Source organism: Pseudomonas lini, from assembly GCF_001042905.1.
Classification (GTDB): Bacteria; Pseudomonadota; Gammaproteobacteria; order Pseudomonadales; family Pseudomonadaceae; genus Aquipseudomonas; species Aquipseudomonas lini.
This window is the reverse complement of the sequence record NZ_JYLB01000002.1, coordinates 87,592-102,600: the sequence shown is the minus strand read 5'-3', so window position 1 is coordinate 102,600 and position 15,009 is coordinate 87,592. Positions and strand designations below refer to the sequence as shown.

Genomic DNA, 15,009 nt, shown 5'->3' with positions numbered 1-15,009 from the left:
CCCAGCTTTATAGAAAGGAAAGCCAATCGATGCCGCAGGTGGATCCCGAACTCTTCGACCGCGGCCAGTTCCAGGCTGAACTGGCCCTGAAGGCAAGCCCTATTGCTGCCTTCAAGAAGGCGATCCGTCAGGCCCGCGAAGTGCTCGACGAGCGGTTCCGCAGTGGCCGGGACATTCGCCGGCTGATCGAGGATCGCGCCTGGTTTATCGACAATATTCTGCAACAAGCCTGGGAACAGTTTAACTGGAGCGAAGACGCCGATATCGCCCTGGTGGCGGTCGGCGGCTACGGTCGCGGCGAGCTGCACCCCTATTCCGACATCGATCTGCTGATTTTGCTGGACAGCGCCGATCACGAAATTTTTCGCGATTCCATCGAACGCTTTCTGACGTTGCTGTGGGACATCGGCCTGGAAGTCGGCCAGAGCGTTCGTTCGGTGGACGAATGCGCCGTCGAGGCCCGTGCCGACCTGACGGTCGTCACCAATTTGATGGAAAGCCGCACCATTTGCGGCCCTGAGCGCCTGCGTCAGCGCATGCTGGACGTCACCAGCACCGAGCACATGTGGCCCAGCAAGGAATTCTTCTTGGCCAAACGCGCTGAGCAGAAAGCCCGTCACCACAAATACAACGACACTGAATACAACCTGGAACCCAACGTCAAAGGCTCGCCCGGTGGCCTTCGGGATATTCAGACGATTCTCTGGGTCGCCCGTCGTCAGTACGGCACCCTGAACCTGCGAGCCCTGGCGGGCGAAGGCTTCCTGGTGGAGAGCGAAAACGCCCTGCTGGCCTCGTCCCAGGAGTTTTTGTGGAAGGTACGTTACGCCCTGCACATGCTCGCCGGCCGCTCCGAAGACCGCTTGCTGTTCGATCACCAGCGCACGATTGCCGGGTTACTGGGTTTCGAAGGCAATGACGCCAAGCAAGCCATCGAAAACTTCATGCAGCAGTACTACCGGGTGGTCATGAGCATTGCCCAACTCAGTGACCTGATCATTCAGCACTTCGAAGAAGTGATCCTCGCGCCCGAAGACGAAGCGCCGCCGCAGCCGATCAACTCGCGGTTCCAGCTGCATGACGGCTATATCGAGGCACGTAGCGACAACGTGTTCCGCCGTACGCCATTCGCCATGCTCGAGATCTTTGTGCTGATGGCCCAGCAACCGGAGATCAAAGGCGTACGCGCCGATACCATCCGCCTGCTGCGCGAGAATCGTCATCTGATCGATGACGACTTCCGCAACGATATTCGTAATACCAGCCTGTTCATCGAGCTGTTCAAGTGCAAGATCGGCATCCACCGCAATCTGCGACGGATGAACCGCTACGGCATCCTTGGGCGCTATCTGCCGGAGTTCGGTTTCATTGTCGGGCAGATGCAGCATGACCTGTTTCACATCTATACGGTCGACGCGCATACCCTGAACCTGATCAAGCACCTGCGTAAGCTGCAGTACACCCAGGTGTCGGAAAAATTCCCGCTGGCCAGCAAGCTCATGGCCAAACTGCCCAAACCCGAACTGATTTACCTGGCCGGTCTGTACCACGACATCGGCAAGGGCCGGCATGGCGATCACTCGGAAATCGGCGCCGTGGATGCTGAAGCTTTTTGCCAGCGCCATCAGTTGCCGGTGTGGGACAGCCGCCTGATCGTCTGGCTGGTGCAAAACCATCTGGTGATGTCGACCACCGCCCAGCGCAAGGACCTGTCCGACCCGCACGTGATCCACGATTTCGCACAGACCGTCGGCGATGAAACCCGCCTCGATTATCTGTACGTGCTGACCGTTGCGGACATCAACGCAACCAACCCGACACTGTGGAACTCCTGGCGCGCTAGCCTGTTGCGCCAGCTCTACACCGAGACCAAGCGCGCCTTGCGTCGTGGCCTGGAAAACCCGGTGGATCGTGAAGAGCAGATCCGCCAGACCCAGAGCGCGGCGCTGGATATCCTGGTACGCGGCGGCAACGACCCGGACGATGTCGAGCAGTTGTGGGCGCAATTGGGCGATGACTACTTCCTGCGCCACACCGCCGGCGACGTGGCCTGGCACACGGATGCGATCCTGCAGCAGCCGGCCGACGGTGGCCCGCTGGTGCTGATCAAGGAAACCACCCAGCGCGAGTTCGAGGGCGGTACGCAAATCTTCATTTATGCACCGGACCAGCACGACTTTTTCGCCGTGACCGTGGCGGCGATGGACCAGCTCAATCTGAACATTCACGACGCCCGGGTCATCACCTCCAGCAGCCAGTTCACTCTCGACACCTATATCGTGCTCGACACCGATGGCGACTCGATCGGCGACAACCCGGCACGGGTCAAACAGATCCGTGAAGGCCTGACCGAAGCCCTGCGCAACCCGGACAACTACCCGACCATCATTCAGCGTCGGGTGCCGCGCCAGCTCAAGCATTTCGCGTTTGCGCCACAGGTGACGATCCACAACGACGCCCAGCGTCCGGTGACCGTGTTGGAGCTCAGTGCGCCCGACCGTCCTGGGTTGTTGGCACGGATCGGCACGATCTTCCTTGAGTTCGACCTGTCGTTGCAGAACGCCAAGATCGCCACTCTGGGCGAGCGCGTGGAAGACGTGTTCTTCATCACCGACGCGAACAATCAGCCGCTGTCCGACCCGTTGCTGTGCAGCCGCTTGCAGGATGCAATCGTCGAGCAGCTGAGTGTCAGCCAGGAACCCGATATCAAACTGTCGCGAATCAGCTTCTGAACCAACAATTTTCCCCTGTGGAAGCGAGTTTGTGTGGCGAGGGGCTTGTTGTGATGAGGGGGCTTGCCCCTCACCACCCCCCCTTGCACCACATTAGCCCTCCCACATTGAACGAGGCCCCCATGAACAACGCTCTGAACCAGTTGCAGCCCTACCCGTTCGAAAAGCTCCGCGCCCTGCTCGGCAGCGTCACGCCAAACCCGGATAAACGCGCCATCGCGCTGTCCATCGGCGAGCCGAAACACCGTTCGCCAAGCTTTGTCGCCGAAGCCCTGGCAAGCAATCTGGATCAGATGGCCGTGTACCCGACCACCCTCGGCATCCCGGCCCTGCGCGAAGCCATCGCCGCGTGGTGCGAACGTCGCTTCAGCATCCCGAATGGCTGGCTCGACCCGGCGCGCAACGTACTGCCGGTCAACGGCACCCGTGAAGCGCTGTTCGCCTTCACCCAGACCGTGGTCAACCGTGGCGACGATGCCTTGGTGGTCAGCCCGAACCCCTTCTATCAAATCTACGAAGGCGCCGCGTTCCTGGCCGGGGCCAAGCCTCACTACTTGCCATGCCTGGATGAAAACGGCTTCAACCCGGACTTCGACACTGTTTCACCAGACATCTGGAAGCGCTGCCAAATTCTGTTCCTGTGCTCACCGGGCAACCCGACCGGTGCACTGATTCCGGTCGAAACCCTGAAGAAGCTGATCGCCCTGGCCGACGAATACGACTTCGTGATCGCCGCCGACGAGTGCTACAGCGAACTGTACTTCGATGAACAGACCCCGCCACCGGGCCTGCTCAGCGCCTGCGTCGAACTGGGCCGCAAGGACTTCAAGCGTTGCGTGGTATTCCACAGCCTGTCCAAGCGCTCCAACCTGCCGGGCCTGCGTTCCGGTTTTGTCGCCGGTGACGCAGACATTCTCAAAGGCTTCCTGCTCTATCGCACCTACCACGGCTGCGCGATGCCGGTTCAGACCCAACTGGCCAGCGTTGCCGCATGGAATGATGAAGTGCATGTGCGCGCCAATCGTGCGCTGTATCGCGAGAAATATGATGCGGTGCTGGAGATTCTCAGCCCGGTGATGAATGTACAGCGCCCGGACGGTGGGTTCTACCTATGGCCTAGTGTGAATGGAGATGATGCGGCGTTCTGCCGTGACCTGTTTGCCGAGGAACACGTGACTGTAGTGCCGGGCTCCTACTTGTCCCGCGACGTGGATGGCGTCAATCCGGGGGCCGGGCGCGTGCGGTTGGCGCTAGTGGCACCGCTGGCTGAATGCGTAGAAGCGGCTGAACGGATTCGCGCTTTCATTACTCGCCACAAGTAACCCCTGAATGCCCGTGCCAGGCAATCTGGCGCGGGCACTTCGCATATCAAGTTACAACTCATATAACTTTATACCTCACCCGCCTGCCGACTGGACTTTAGTCTTGTTGCAGGGCGCCTCATTGCGCCTTAATAAACTTTTACTCTGAACTTCACGGAAGAAGTCAATGATGAACGACCTTCTACACTGCAGGCTTATACAGTGGCCAGACGATCAAGCAGCTTATGACGCTGCCATTAATGAGAGCCCTGCCAATGCCGGATCCTCCAGCACCCATCGCCGTAAACGCTCGGTGGTCAACTATTCAAAACTCTGGGCCAATAGTCGCACTTTGAAAATTGCCTTCATGGACAATCCAGAGGAGCACCACAAACAGAAAATCATCAACGCAGCCAGCCAGTGGCTGCCGTATATCAACCTGAGTTTTGATTTTGTCGATGACTTGCAAGGCGACATTCGGATCGCCACCAAAAACAACGACAACAGTTCGATGCTGGGTACTGATGCGCTGTTGATTCATCCCGACTGGCCAACCATGAACCTGGGCGTCAAACCGGAACATGAGGATTTCGAGGTTATTGTTATTCACGAATTCGGCCATGCACTGGGGGCAATGCATGAACACCAGCATCCAGAGGCGAATATCCCTTGGGACAAACCGAAAGTGTATGAGTTTTATCAGAACCGCGAAATGAACCCACTCACCCGGCAACAAGTAGACAGAAACATGTTTGCGCCCTTCAACACGCTCGATGCGATTTATACCCCCTACGACAGAAAATCCATCATGCACCACCCGGTGGCGAATACATTGACGCTGGGCGACTGGGAAATCCCGATCAACCGCAAGCTCAGCAAAAAAGATAAGCGCCTGATGAAATTGCTCTATCCAAAATAGCCAACAGGCCAAGCCTCATTAAAAATTCAAGTCCGCACGGTGCAATACCCTGCGGACTTATCATCGTGATATCCGCATTAGCAGCGAGCCAGGAGTTTACTGGGTCGGCCTCCTCGGCTTCGAGCGCATGAATTCGACAATAGAATCACCCTCACTGCGATGAAGGTCAGCAGAGCCCTTTGCGCAAACCCGGTGATCCCCATCAGCAGCGCCCCCTCAGGCAACCGACAGCATTGAAGTGCCATATTTGCCGTTTAGACTGAAGTCTGACCGCTGCACTCATGTCGCCTGGAACAGCGGCTACCCAAGTCAAAAAGACAAACCCGACCACAGCCGACGCGAAACCGTCCGGTCATGGCATAATCCGTCACCTTTTATTTTCAGCACCTGCAAAGGGGGCAAATCCTTGACCGTTTCAAGCAAAACGTTGCACCTTTTCGGCATCAAAGCCTGCGACACCATGAAAAAGGCGCGCACCTGGCTCGATGAACACGCTGTCAGCTATGACTTCCATGATTACAAAACGGTCGGCATCGACCGTGAACACCTGAGCCAATGGTGCGACGAGCACGGCTGGCAAGTGGTGTTGAACCGTGCAGGCACGACCTTTCGCAAGCTCGACGACGAACGCAAAGCCGATCTCGACCAGCCGAAAGCCATCGAACTGATGCTCGCGCAACCCTCGATGATCAAGCGCCCGGTGCTCGATCTCGGTGACCGAACCCTGATTGGCTTCAAGCCAGATATCTACGCGGCCGCACTCAAGTAAGGCAGCCCGTTCCATTTTGTTAGAGGTATCAACATGTCCACTACCCTGTTCAGCCTGGCCTTCGGTGTCGGCACTCAAAACCGTCAAGGCGCATGGCTGGAAGTGTTTTACGCACAGCCACTGCTCAACCCGTCGGCCGAACTGGTCGCTGCCATTGCGCCGGTTCTGGGCTACACCGACGGCAATCAGGCCATCGCCTTCAGCACCGCTCAGGCGTCGCAACTGGCTGAAGCGCTGAAAGGCGTCGACGCTGCCCAGGCTGCGCTGCTGACCCGTCTGGCCGAGAGCCACAAGCCGCTGGTCGCGACTATTTTGGCCGAAGACGCTCAGCTGACCTCCACGCCTGAGGCTTACCTCAAGCTGCACTTGCTGTCCCATCGTCTGGTCAAGCCACATGGCCTGAACCTGGCCGGCGTGTTCCCGCTGCTGCCGAACGTGGCATGGACCAGCCAGGGCGCAATCGACCTGGCCGAACTGGCCGAACATCAACTGGAAGCCCGTCTGCGCGGCGAGCTGCTGGAAGTGTTCTCGGTGGACAAGTTCCCGAAAATGACCGACTACGTGGTACCGGCCGGCGTGCGTATCGCTGATGCGGCGCGTATTCGTCTGGGCGCTTACGTGGGCGAAGGCACCACCGTGATGCACGAAGGTTTCGTCAACTTCAACGCCGGCACCGAAGGCCCGGGCATGATCGAAGGCCGCGTTTCCGCTGGCGTATTCGTCGGCAAGGGTTCGGACCTGGGCGGCGGCTGCTCGACCATGGGCACCCTGTCGGGTGGCGGCAACATCGTGATCAAGGTTGGCGAAGGCTGCCTGATCGGCGCCAACGCCGGTATCGGTATCCCGTTGGGCGATCGCAACACTGTAGAGTCGGGCCTGTACGTGACCGCCGGCACCAAGGTTGCGCTGCTGGACGAGCACAACAAACTGGTCAAAGTCGTTAAGGCCCGTGAGCTGGCCGGTCAGCCAGACCTGCTGTTCCGTCGCAATTCGGAGACCGGTGCCGTGGAGTGCAAAACCCACAAATCGGCCATCGAACTGAACGAAGCGCTGCACGCTCACAACTAAGCAGAGCGTCGAACGATCACCTGACCTGTAGGAGCGAAGCTTGCTCGCGAAGCTTTTGGCGCCAGTGATGACGCCTTCGCGAGCAAGCTTCGCTCCTACACAGGTCTGGCGTAGACCCGACTATCAGGTCAGGCGTACATCCGCCCATGTTTACCAGGGCCGAACAACATGATGATTCCCTCTCCCTGGCGCGCCGATTTTCCGGCCATCGCCGCTCTGCAACGGCAGGACCAGACCTATCTGGACAACGCCGCCACCACGCAAAAACCTCAAGCCATGCTGGATGCCTTGGCGCATTACTACGCCAATGGCGCGGCCAATGTGCATCGGGCGCAACACTTGCCCGGCGCCCATGCCACCCAGGCGTTCGAGGACAGCCGCAGCAAAGTTGCGCAATGGCTCAATACTGGCAATTGCGGGCAGATCATCTTTACTCACGGCGCAACGTCCGCGCTGAACCTCCTGGCTTATGGCCTGGAACATCTTTTCAATCCGGGCGATGAAATTGTCATCAGCGCGCTGGAGCATCACGCCAACCTGCTGCCGTGGCAGCAACTGGCCCACCGTCGCGATTTGAAACTGGTGATCCTGCCGCTGGATGCCGACGGTTTGATTGACCTTGAAGCCGCCGTTCACCTGATCGGCCCGCGTACCCGTTTGCTGGCGGTCAGTCAGCTGTCCAACGTGCTCGGCGCCTGGCAGCCGTTGCCCGCGTTACTGGCGATGGCCAAAGCGCACAACGCGCTGACCGTGGTCGATGGCGCTCAAGGTGTGGTGCATGGCCGGCATGACGTGCAGGCGTTGGGTTGCGACTTCTATGTATTTTCCAGCCACAAACTCTACGGGCCGGATGGCCTGGGTGCGCTGTTCGGCCGTCATGAAGCGCTTGAGCAACTGCGTCCGTGGCAGTTCGGCGGTGAAATGGTGCTGGATGCCAACTACCACGACGCACGCTTTCGCCCTGCACCACTGGGGTTCGAGGCCGGTACCCCGCCGATTTCCAGCGTGATTGGCCTGGGGGCGACCCTGGATTATCTGGCCGGGCTGGATCAGGACGCTGTGTCCGCCCATGAAGCAGCGCTGCATGACTATTTGCTCAAAGGCCTTGAAGCGCGCAACGGCATTCGTCTGCTGGGCAAGCCGCAACTGGCACTGGCCAGTTTTGTCGTCGAGGGTGTGCATAACTCTGATCTGGCGCATTTGCTGACCGAACAGGGAATCGCCGTACGTGCCGGTCATCATTGCGCCATGCCGTTGCTCAAAAGCTTTGAACTGGCCGGGGCGATTCGCGTGTCGTTGGCGTTGTACAACGACTCCGAGGACCTTGAGCGCTTTTTTGAAGCGCTGGATCAGGCCCTGGAGTTGTTGCGATGACCTTGCCCGCCGATGCCGTCCTGGCGCTGGATACTTTTCAGAAGACTGCGAGTTGGGAACAGCGGGCGCGGTTGCTGATGCAATGGGGCGACCGCCTGCCTGCGTTGAGCGATGTGGATAAAGTCGAGGCCAACCGCGTGCATGGCTGTGAAAGCCAGGTGTGGCTGGTCGGTGCGCTGCAGGATGGTCATTGGCAGTTCAGCGCCAGCAGCGATGCACGACTGATTCGCGGGTTGGTGGCGTTGCTGCTGGCGCGGGTCAACGGGTTGTCCGCGTCTGAGCTGCAACAGGTGGATTTGCCGGAGTGGTTCAATCAGTTGGGGCTGTCGCGGCAGTTGTCGTCGTCGCGCAGTAATGGCCTCAATGCCGTGTTACAGCGGATGAGGAGCCTGAGCGACGTGTAGGAGCTGCCGAAGGCTGCGATCTTTTGATCTTCGGCGCCAGTGATCACGAAAAATCAAAAGATCGCAGCCTTCGGCAGCTCCTACACGGGTTTACGTTTCAGCTTGAGATTTGACCCGATCCGCCGGACGTCGAACCCCGGCCACAATCTTATCCACAGCCTTGGTCGCCGCGACCATGCCGAACGTCGCCGTCACCATCATCACCGCGCCAAAGCCCCCGGCGCAGTCGAGTTTCACACCATCACCGACAAAACTCTTCTGCAGGCAGATACTGCCATCCGGTTTCGGGTAGCGCAGTTGCTCGGTGGAAAACACGCAGGGCACGCTGTAGTGGCGGGTCACGGTGCGGGAAAAGCCATAGTCGCGGCGCAGCGTGGAGCGCACTTTCGACGCCAGCGGATCGTTGAACGTACGGTTCAGGTCGCAGACCTGGATCAGTGTCGGGTCGATCTGCCCGCCCGCGCCGCCGGTGGTGATGATCTGGATTTTGCGTCGCTTGCACCAGGCGATCAGCGCCGCTTTGGCGTTGACGCTGTCGATGCAGTCAATCACGCAGTCGATGTTCGGCGTGATGTACTCGGCCATGGTTTCGCGGGTGACGAAGTCCGCCACCGCATGCACCGTGCAGTCCGGATTGATCCCGCGCAGGCGCTCGGCCATCACCTCGACCTTGGGCTTGCCGACGGTGCTGTCCAGCGCATGGAGTTGACGGTTGACGTTGCTGACACAGACGTCGTCCAGGTCGAACAGCGAAATCTCGCCCACACCACACCGGGCGACAGCTTCTGCCGCCCAGGAACCGACGCCACCAACGCCGACGATCGCCACATGGGCCGCGCGCAAACGCTCCAGGCCTTCGATGCCATACAAGCGGGCGATGCCAGCAAACCGCGGATCTTCTGTACTCATGACCATTACCCCAAAAACCGGCGCGCATTATAGGGCCGTCGGCGGTCAAGAGCACCTTTGGGCTATGGACGGCAGTCTTGACGGCTTCAATTGACTACAAATTTATTGGAATTGGGTTATACCGCACCGGTCAAAGAACTTAAGTCGACCTGGATTGCCCAATGTCGGGCGTTTCCCTGTTCGCTGTACGGTCAGAGAACCTCCAGTGTAGGATGCGCGCCCCTGCCACCTGGCAGCCGGCCGCCAACCGTTCCTTCGTTCCACAGCCTTTGGAACCCGAAAAAGCTATGTCATCGCGTAAATTTGGACTCAACCTGGTCGTGGTGCTCGCCATCGCAGCCTTGTTTACCGGCTTCTGGGCGCTGGTCAATCGCCCGGTCACCGCCCCCAACTGGCCTGAACAGATCTCCGGCTTTTCGTACTCGCCGTTTCAACAAGGCCAGTACCCGCAAAAAGCCCAGTGGCCGACCGACGATGAAATGCGTCGCGATCTGGAGATCATGAGCAAGCTGACGGACAACATCCGCACCTACTCGGTCGACGGCACCCTGGAGAACATCCCCAAACTGGCGGAAGAATTCGGCCTGCGGGTGACCCTGGGGATCTGGATCAGCCCGGACGAAGAGCGCAACGAGCGCGAGATCACCCGCGCCATCGAAATCGCCAATACCTCGCGCAGCGTGGTTCGTGTGATTGTCGGTAACGAGGCGATCTTCCGTAAGGAAATCACTGCAGCAGAGCTGAGCCTGATCCTGGATCGCGTCCGCGCGGCCGTAAAGGTTCCGGTCACCACTTCTGAACAGTGGCACGTCTGGCAAGAAAACCCGAGCCTGGCCAAGCACGTCGACCTGATCGCGGCTCACATTCTGCCCTACTGGGAATTCGTTCCGGTGGACAAGGCCGGTCAGTTCGTCCTCGACCGCGCCCGTGACCTGAAAAAGATGTTCCCGAAAAAACCGCTGCTGCTCTCCGAAGTCGGCTGGCCGAGCAACGGCCGCATGCGCGGTGGCGCCGATGCATCGCCGGCGGATCAGGCAATTTATCTGCGCACGCTGGTCAACAAGCTCAACCGTCAGGGCTTCAACTACTTCGTGATCGAAGCGTTCGACCAACCGTGGAAGGCCAGTGACGAAGGTTCGGTGGGCGCGTATTGGGGCGTTTTCAACGCCGCGCGCCAGCAGAAATTCAACTTCGAGGGCCCGGTCGTCGCGATCCCGCAATGGCGCGTATTGGCCATCGGCTCGGTAGTGCTGGCATTGCTGTCGCTGACCCTGCTGATGATCGACGGCTCGGCCCTGCGTCAACGCGGCCGCACCTTCCTGACCTTTATCGCGTTCCTCTGCGGTTCGGTTCTGGTGTGGATCGGTTATGACTACAGCCAGCAATACAGCACCTGGTTCAGCCTGACGGTAGGCTTCCTGCTCGCCCTCGGTGCACTCGGGGTGTTTATCGTTCTGCTGACCGAGGCCCATGAACTGGCCGAAGCGGTCTGGACCCACAAACGCCGGCGTGAATTCCTGCCGGTCGTGGGCGATTCGGACTACCGACCGAAAGTGTCGATTCACGTACCTTGCTACAACGAGCCGCCGGAGATGGTCAAACAGACCCTCAACGCCTTGGCCAACCTCGACTATCCGGACTTCGAAGTCCTGATCATCGACAACAACACCAAAGACCCGGCGGTCTGGGAACCGGTGCGCGATTATTGCGAGACCCTCGGCCCACGCTTCAAATTCTTCCACGTGGCACCGCTGGCTGGCTTCAAGGGCGGCGCGTTGAATTACCTGATTCCGCACACCGCCAAAGATGCCGAAGTGATTGCGGTGATCGACTCGGACTACTGTGTAGACCCGAACTGGCTCAAGCACATGGTCCCGCATTTCGCCGATCCGAAAATCGCCGTGGTGCAGTCGCCACAGGATTACCGCGACCAGAACGAAAGCACCTTCAAGAAGCTTTGCTACGCGGAGTACAAAGGCTTCTTCCACATCGGCATGGTCACCCGCAACGACCGTGACGCGATCATCCAGCACGGCACCATGACCATGACCCGGCGCTCGGTGCTCGAGGAATTGGGCTGGGCCGACTGGTGCATCTGTGAAGATGCCGAGTTGGGTCTGCGCGTGTTCGAAAAAGGCCTGTCAGCGGCGTATTACCACGACAGTTACGGCAAAGGCCTGATGCCCGATACCTTTATCGACTTCAAGAAACAGCGTTTCCGCTGGGCCTACGGAGCGATTCAGATCATCAAGCGTCACACCGCCAGCCTGCTGCGCGGCAAGGACACCGAACTGACCCGTGGCCAGCGTTACCACTTCCTCGCGGGGTGGTTGCCGTGGGTGGCGGATGGCATGAACATCTTCTTCACCATCGGCGCGTTGTTGTGGTCGTCGGCGATGATCATCGTGCCGCAACGGGTCGATCCACCGCTGCTGATTTTCGCGATCCCGCCGTTGGCGCTGTTTGTGTTCAAGGTCGGCAAGATCATCTTCCTCTACCGTCGTGCGGTCGGGGTCAATCTGAAGGATGCGTTCTGCGCGGCATTGGCAGGGCTGGCGTTGTCGCACACCATCGCCAAAGCGGTGCTGTACGGCTTCTTCACCAGCAGCATTCCATTCTTCCGTACGCCGAAAAACGCCGATAACCACGGCTTCTGGGTAGCCATTTCGGAAGCACGCGAAGAGGTGTTCATCATGTTGCTGTTGTGGGGCGCGGCGCTGGGGATCTTCCTGGTGAACGGTTTGCCGAGCAACGACATGCGCTTCTGGGTGACCATGTTGCTGGTGCAGTCGCTGCCATACTTGGCGGCGCTGATCATGGCGTTCCTGTCGTCGCTGCCAAAACCGGTGGCTAAGCCAGAACCTGCAACGGCGTAATCCGTTATTAGATAACGTCAAACGGCGGCCTTCGGGTCGCCGTTTTGCTTTAGAATGATCGCCCTTTTCAATGCCAACACACTCGGTAGGAGCTGCCGAAGGCTGCGATCTTTTGATTTTCAGAATCAGGATCAAAAGATCGCAGCCTTCGGCAGCTCCTACAGGTTTATCGTGCTGCACACATCGGAGCTTTCCATGACGGCCCACGCCGACCTTTCGCCGACCCTTCAACTCGCCATCGACCTGATCCGCCGTCCGTCCGTGACGCCGATTGACGCCGATTGCCAGAAGCAGATGATGCAGCGCCTGGGCGATGCCGGTTTCAAACTGGAACCGATGCGCATCGAAGATGTGGATAACTTCTGGGCGACCCACGGCAAACACGAAGGCCCGGTGCTGTGCTTCGCCGGACACACCGACGTGGTCCCGACCGGTCCGGTAACCGCCTGGCAGATCGATCCGTTCAACGCGGTGATCGACGAGCACGGCATGCTTTGCGGCCGTGGTGCGGCAGACATGAAAGGCAGCCTCGCGGCCATGACCGTAGCCGCTGAGCGCTTCGTCACCGACTACCCGGATCACAAGGGCAAGGTCGCTTTCCTCATCACCAGCGACGAAGAAGGCCCGGCGCACCACGGCACCAAGGCTGTGATCGAACGCCTCGCCGCCCGTAAGGAGCGTCTGGACTGGTGCATCGTCGGCGAACCGTCGAGCACAACCCTGGTGGGTGACGTGGTCAAGAATGGTCGTCGCGGCTCCCTCGGCGCCAAATTGACCGTGCGCGGTGTGCAAGGTCACGTGGCGTATCCGCACCTGGCGAAGAACCCGATCCACCTCGCTGCCCCGGCGCTGGCCGAACTGGCCGTCGAGCACTGGGACCACGGCAACGATTTCTTCCCGCCGACCAGTTTCCAGATTTCCAACGTCAATTCCGGCACCGGTGCGACCAACGTGATTCCGGGTGATCTGGTGGCGGTATTCAACTTCCGCTTCTCCACCGAATCCACCGTCGAAGGCCTGCAAAAGCGCGTCGCCGATATTCTCGACAAGCATGGTCTGGACTGGCACATCGACTGGGCGCTGTCCGGCCTGCCGTTCCTCACCGAACCGGGCGCCCTGCTCGACGCGGTATCGGCGAGCATCAAGGACATCACCGGTCGCGAGACCAAGGCGTCCACCAGCGGCGGTACTTCCGACGGGCGCTTCATCGCGACCATGGGTACTCAGGTTGTCGAACTGGGCCCGGTCAACGCGACGATCCACCAGGTCAACGAGCGCGTGCTGGCGGCCGATCTCGATGTGCTGACCGAAATCTACTACCAGACCCTGATCAAGTTGCTCGCCTGATGCTTGCGTGTCCGATCTGCAGCGAACCGCTGAACGCGGTGGACAACGGCGTGGCTTGCCCCGCCGGGCATCGTTTCGACCGTGCGCGACAGGGTTATTTGAACCTGTTGCCGGTGCAGCACAAAAACAGCCGCGACCCTGGGGATAACCTGGCGATGGTCGAAGCCCGTCGCGATTTTTTGAACGCCGGCCATTACGCGCCGGTGGCCAAGCGCCTGGCGGAACTGGCGGCGCAGTACGCGCCCCAACGCTGGCTGGACATCGGTTGTGGCGAGGGTTACTACACCGCGCAAATCGCCGAAGCCTTGCCCAACGCCGATGGCTACGCCCTGGACATTTCCCGGGAAGCGGTCAAACGCGCCTGCAAACGCAACCCTGCGCTGACCTGGTTGATCGCCAGCATGGCGCGAGTGCCATTGGCCTCAGGCAGCTGCCAGTTTCTCGCCAGCGTTTTCAGCCCGCTGGACTGGGAAGAAGCCAAACGCCTGCTCAGCCCCGGCGGCGGCTTGATGAAAGTCGGGCCGACCAGCGGCCATCTGATGGAATTGCGCGAACGGCTGTATGACGAAGTGCGCGAGTACACCGACGACAAGCACTTGGCATTGATGCCGGAAGGCATGGCGCTGCAACACAGCGAAACCCTGGAGTTCAAACTGACGCTGGTTAACGGTCAGGATCGCGCGAACCTGTTGGCCATGACACCCCACGGTTGGCGCGCGAGTGCCGAACGCCGGGCGGCAGTCATCGAACAGGCCGAGCCGTTCGAGGTCACCGTGTCGATGCGCTACGATTACTTCGTGCTTCAATAATTTCTTAATTTTTTGGTCTTGAGCAATGGCTTGAGACCGGCTAAATCCGCGAATGGATTTTTCAGACCCGCAGTGAGGACATCCATGCGCCAACCCGATATCGAGATTTACCTGAAAGACGCCGACATCGACTACAAGGCCATCGCAGCCTGGCTCGGCGCGGCTTTAGGCCCATGCACCGATTGGGTTCAGAAAGGCCAGACCTACAAGTGCAAGGCCGGCAATGTGCCGGTTACCTGGCTGCCGAAAGCTGTCGGCAAATGGAACAGCCTGTACCTGGAAAGCGACCAGACCCCATGGGAAGACGACATCGCCTGCGCCCGCGCTGCGTTTGCCGCGTTGAACGTCGAAGTGCGTTGCGCGCCGGGCAGTTGGGTTGAGGAAGAAGGTGAAGAGACGGCGGATCGCTGGATGCGGATCAGCGTTGATGGTGAGGAAGAGATCACCTGGAAAACTGCCTGATGAGCCACAGGCCATGACCGTCCAACGACGAACATGGCC

At 59.5% G+C, this 15,009-nt stretch carries 12 protein-coding genes; 11 read left to right on the top strand and 1 reads right to left on the bottom strand.

The window, feature by feature from the left end:
- Window positions 1-29 precede the first annotated feature (29 nt).
- From TU81_RS04790 to TU81_RS04760, 7 genes are all read left to right on the top strand, one after another.
- Window positions 30-2,732, top strand: coding sequence for a [protein-PII] uridylyltransferase (locus TU81_RS04790; protein ID WP_048393762.1), 2,703 nt, complete (start codon window positions 30-32; stop codon window positions 2,730-2,732).
- A gap of 122 nt (window positions 2,733-2,854) precedes the next feature.
- A complete protein-coding gene (gene dapC, locus TU81_RS04785) occupies window positions 2,855-4,054 on the top strand; it encodes a succinyldiaminopimelate transaminase (RefSeq protein ID WP_038979146.1) in 1,200 nt (399 codons plus the stop codon).
- Window positions 4,055-4,223: 169 nt separating this feature from the next.
- Window positions 4,224-4,952, top strand: coding sequence for a M12 family metallopeptidase (locus TU81_RS04780; protein ID WP_048394479.1), 729 nt, complete (start codon window positions 4,224-4,226; stop codon window positions 4,950-4,952).
- 406 nt (window positions 4,953-5,358) lie between these two features.
- On the top strand, window positions 5,359-5,721 hold the full coding sequence (locus TU81_RS04775) for an ArsC family reductase (protein WP_038979145.1): 363 nt from the start codon (window positions 5,359-5,361) through the stop codon (window positions 5,719-5,721).
- Between the two features lie 33 nt (window positions 5,722-5,754).
- Window positions 5,755-6,789 carry a 2,3,4,5-tetrahydropyridine-2,6-dicarboxylate N-succinyltransferase gene (gene dapD / locus TU81_RS04770; RefSeq protein ID WP_048393760.1) on the top strand — a complete coding sequence of 345 codons (1,035 nt, stop codon included), beginning with the start codon at window positions 5,755-5,757 and terminating at the stop codon, window positions 6,787-6,789.
- Between the two features lie 168 nt (window positions 6,790-6,957).
- Entirely contained in the window at window positions 6,958-8,163 is a 1,206-nt protein-coding gene (locus TU81_RS04765) for an aminotransferase class V-fold PLP-dependent enzyme (RefSeq protein ID WP_038979143.1), read from the top strand.
- Complete coding sequence (locus TU81_RS04760; protein WP_048393758.1) at window positions 8,160-8,567, top strand: SufE family protein; 408 nt, start codon at window positions 8,160-8,162, stop codon at window positions 8,565-8,567. The genes TU81_RS04765 and TU81_RS04760 overlap by 4 nt, the downstream gene beginning before the upstream one ends.
- A gap of 90 nt (window positions 8,568-8,657) precedes the next feature.
- Here the strand turns inward: TU81_RS04760 and tcdA are convergent, their stop codons facing one another.
- Window positions 8,658-9,482 carry a tRNA cyclic N6-threonylcarbamoyladenosine(37) synthase TcdA gene (gene tcdA, locus TU81_RS04755; RefSeq protein ID WP_048393757.1) on the bottom strand — a complete coding sequence of 275 codons (825 nt, stop codon included), beginning with the start codon at window positions 9,480-9,482 and terminating at the stop codon, window positions 8,658-8,660.
- A gap of 281 nt (window positions 9,483-9,763) precedes the next feature.
- On the opposite strand from tcdA, the gene TU81_RS04750 reads away from it, so the two are divergent.
- The 4 genes from TU81_RS04750 (at window position 9,764) to TU81_RS04735 (ending at window position 14,970) form a co-directional block, all read left to right on the top strand.
- Window positions 9,764-12,352, top strand: a complete 2,589-nt coding sequence (locus TU81_RS04750; protein WP_038980217.1) for a glycosyltransferase — start codon at window positions 9,764-9,766, stop codon at window positions 12,350-12,352.
- 195 nt (window positions 12,353-12,547) lie between these two features.
- Window positions 12,548-13,699, top strand: coding sequence for a succinyl-diaminopimelate desuccinylase (gene dapE, locus TU81_RS04745; RefSeq protein ID WP_048393755.1), 1,152 nt, complete (start codon window positions 12,548-12,550; stop codon window positions 13,697-13,699).
- The gene (locus TU81_RS04740; RefSeq protein ID WP_048393753.1) at window positions 13,699-14,508 is read left to right on the top strand and encodes a putative RNA methyltransferase; all 810 of its coding nucleotides are present in this window, start codon (window positions 13,699-13,701) and stop codon (window positions 14,506-14,508) included. Before dapE ends, TU81_RS04740 begins: the two co-directional genes overlap by 1 nt.
- A gap of 84 nt (window positions 14,509-14,592) precedes the next feature.
- Entirely contained in the window at window positions 14,593-14,970 is a 378-nt protein-coding gene (locus tag TU81_RS04735) for a hypothetical protein (protein WP_048393751.1), read from the top strand.
- Window positions 14,971-15,009 lie beyond the last annotated feature (39 nt).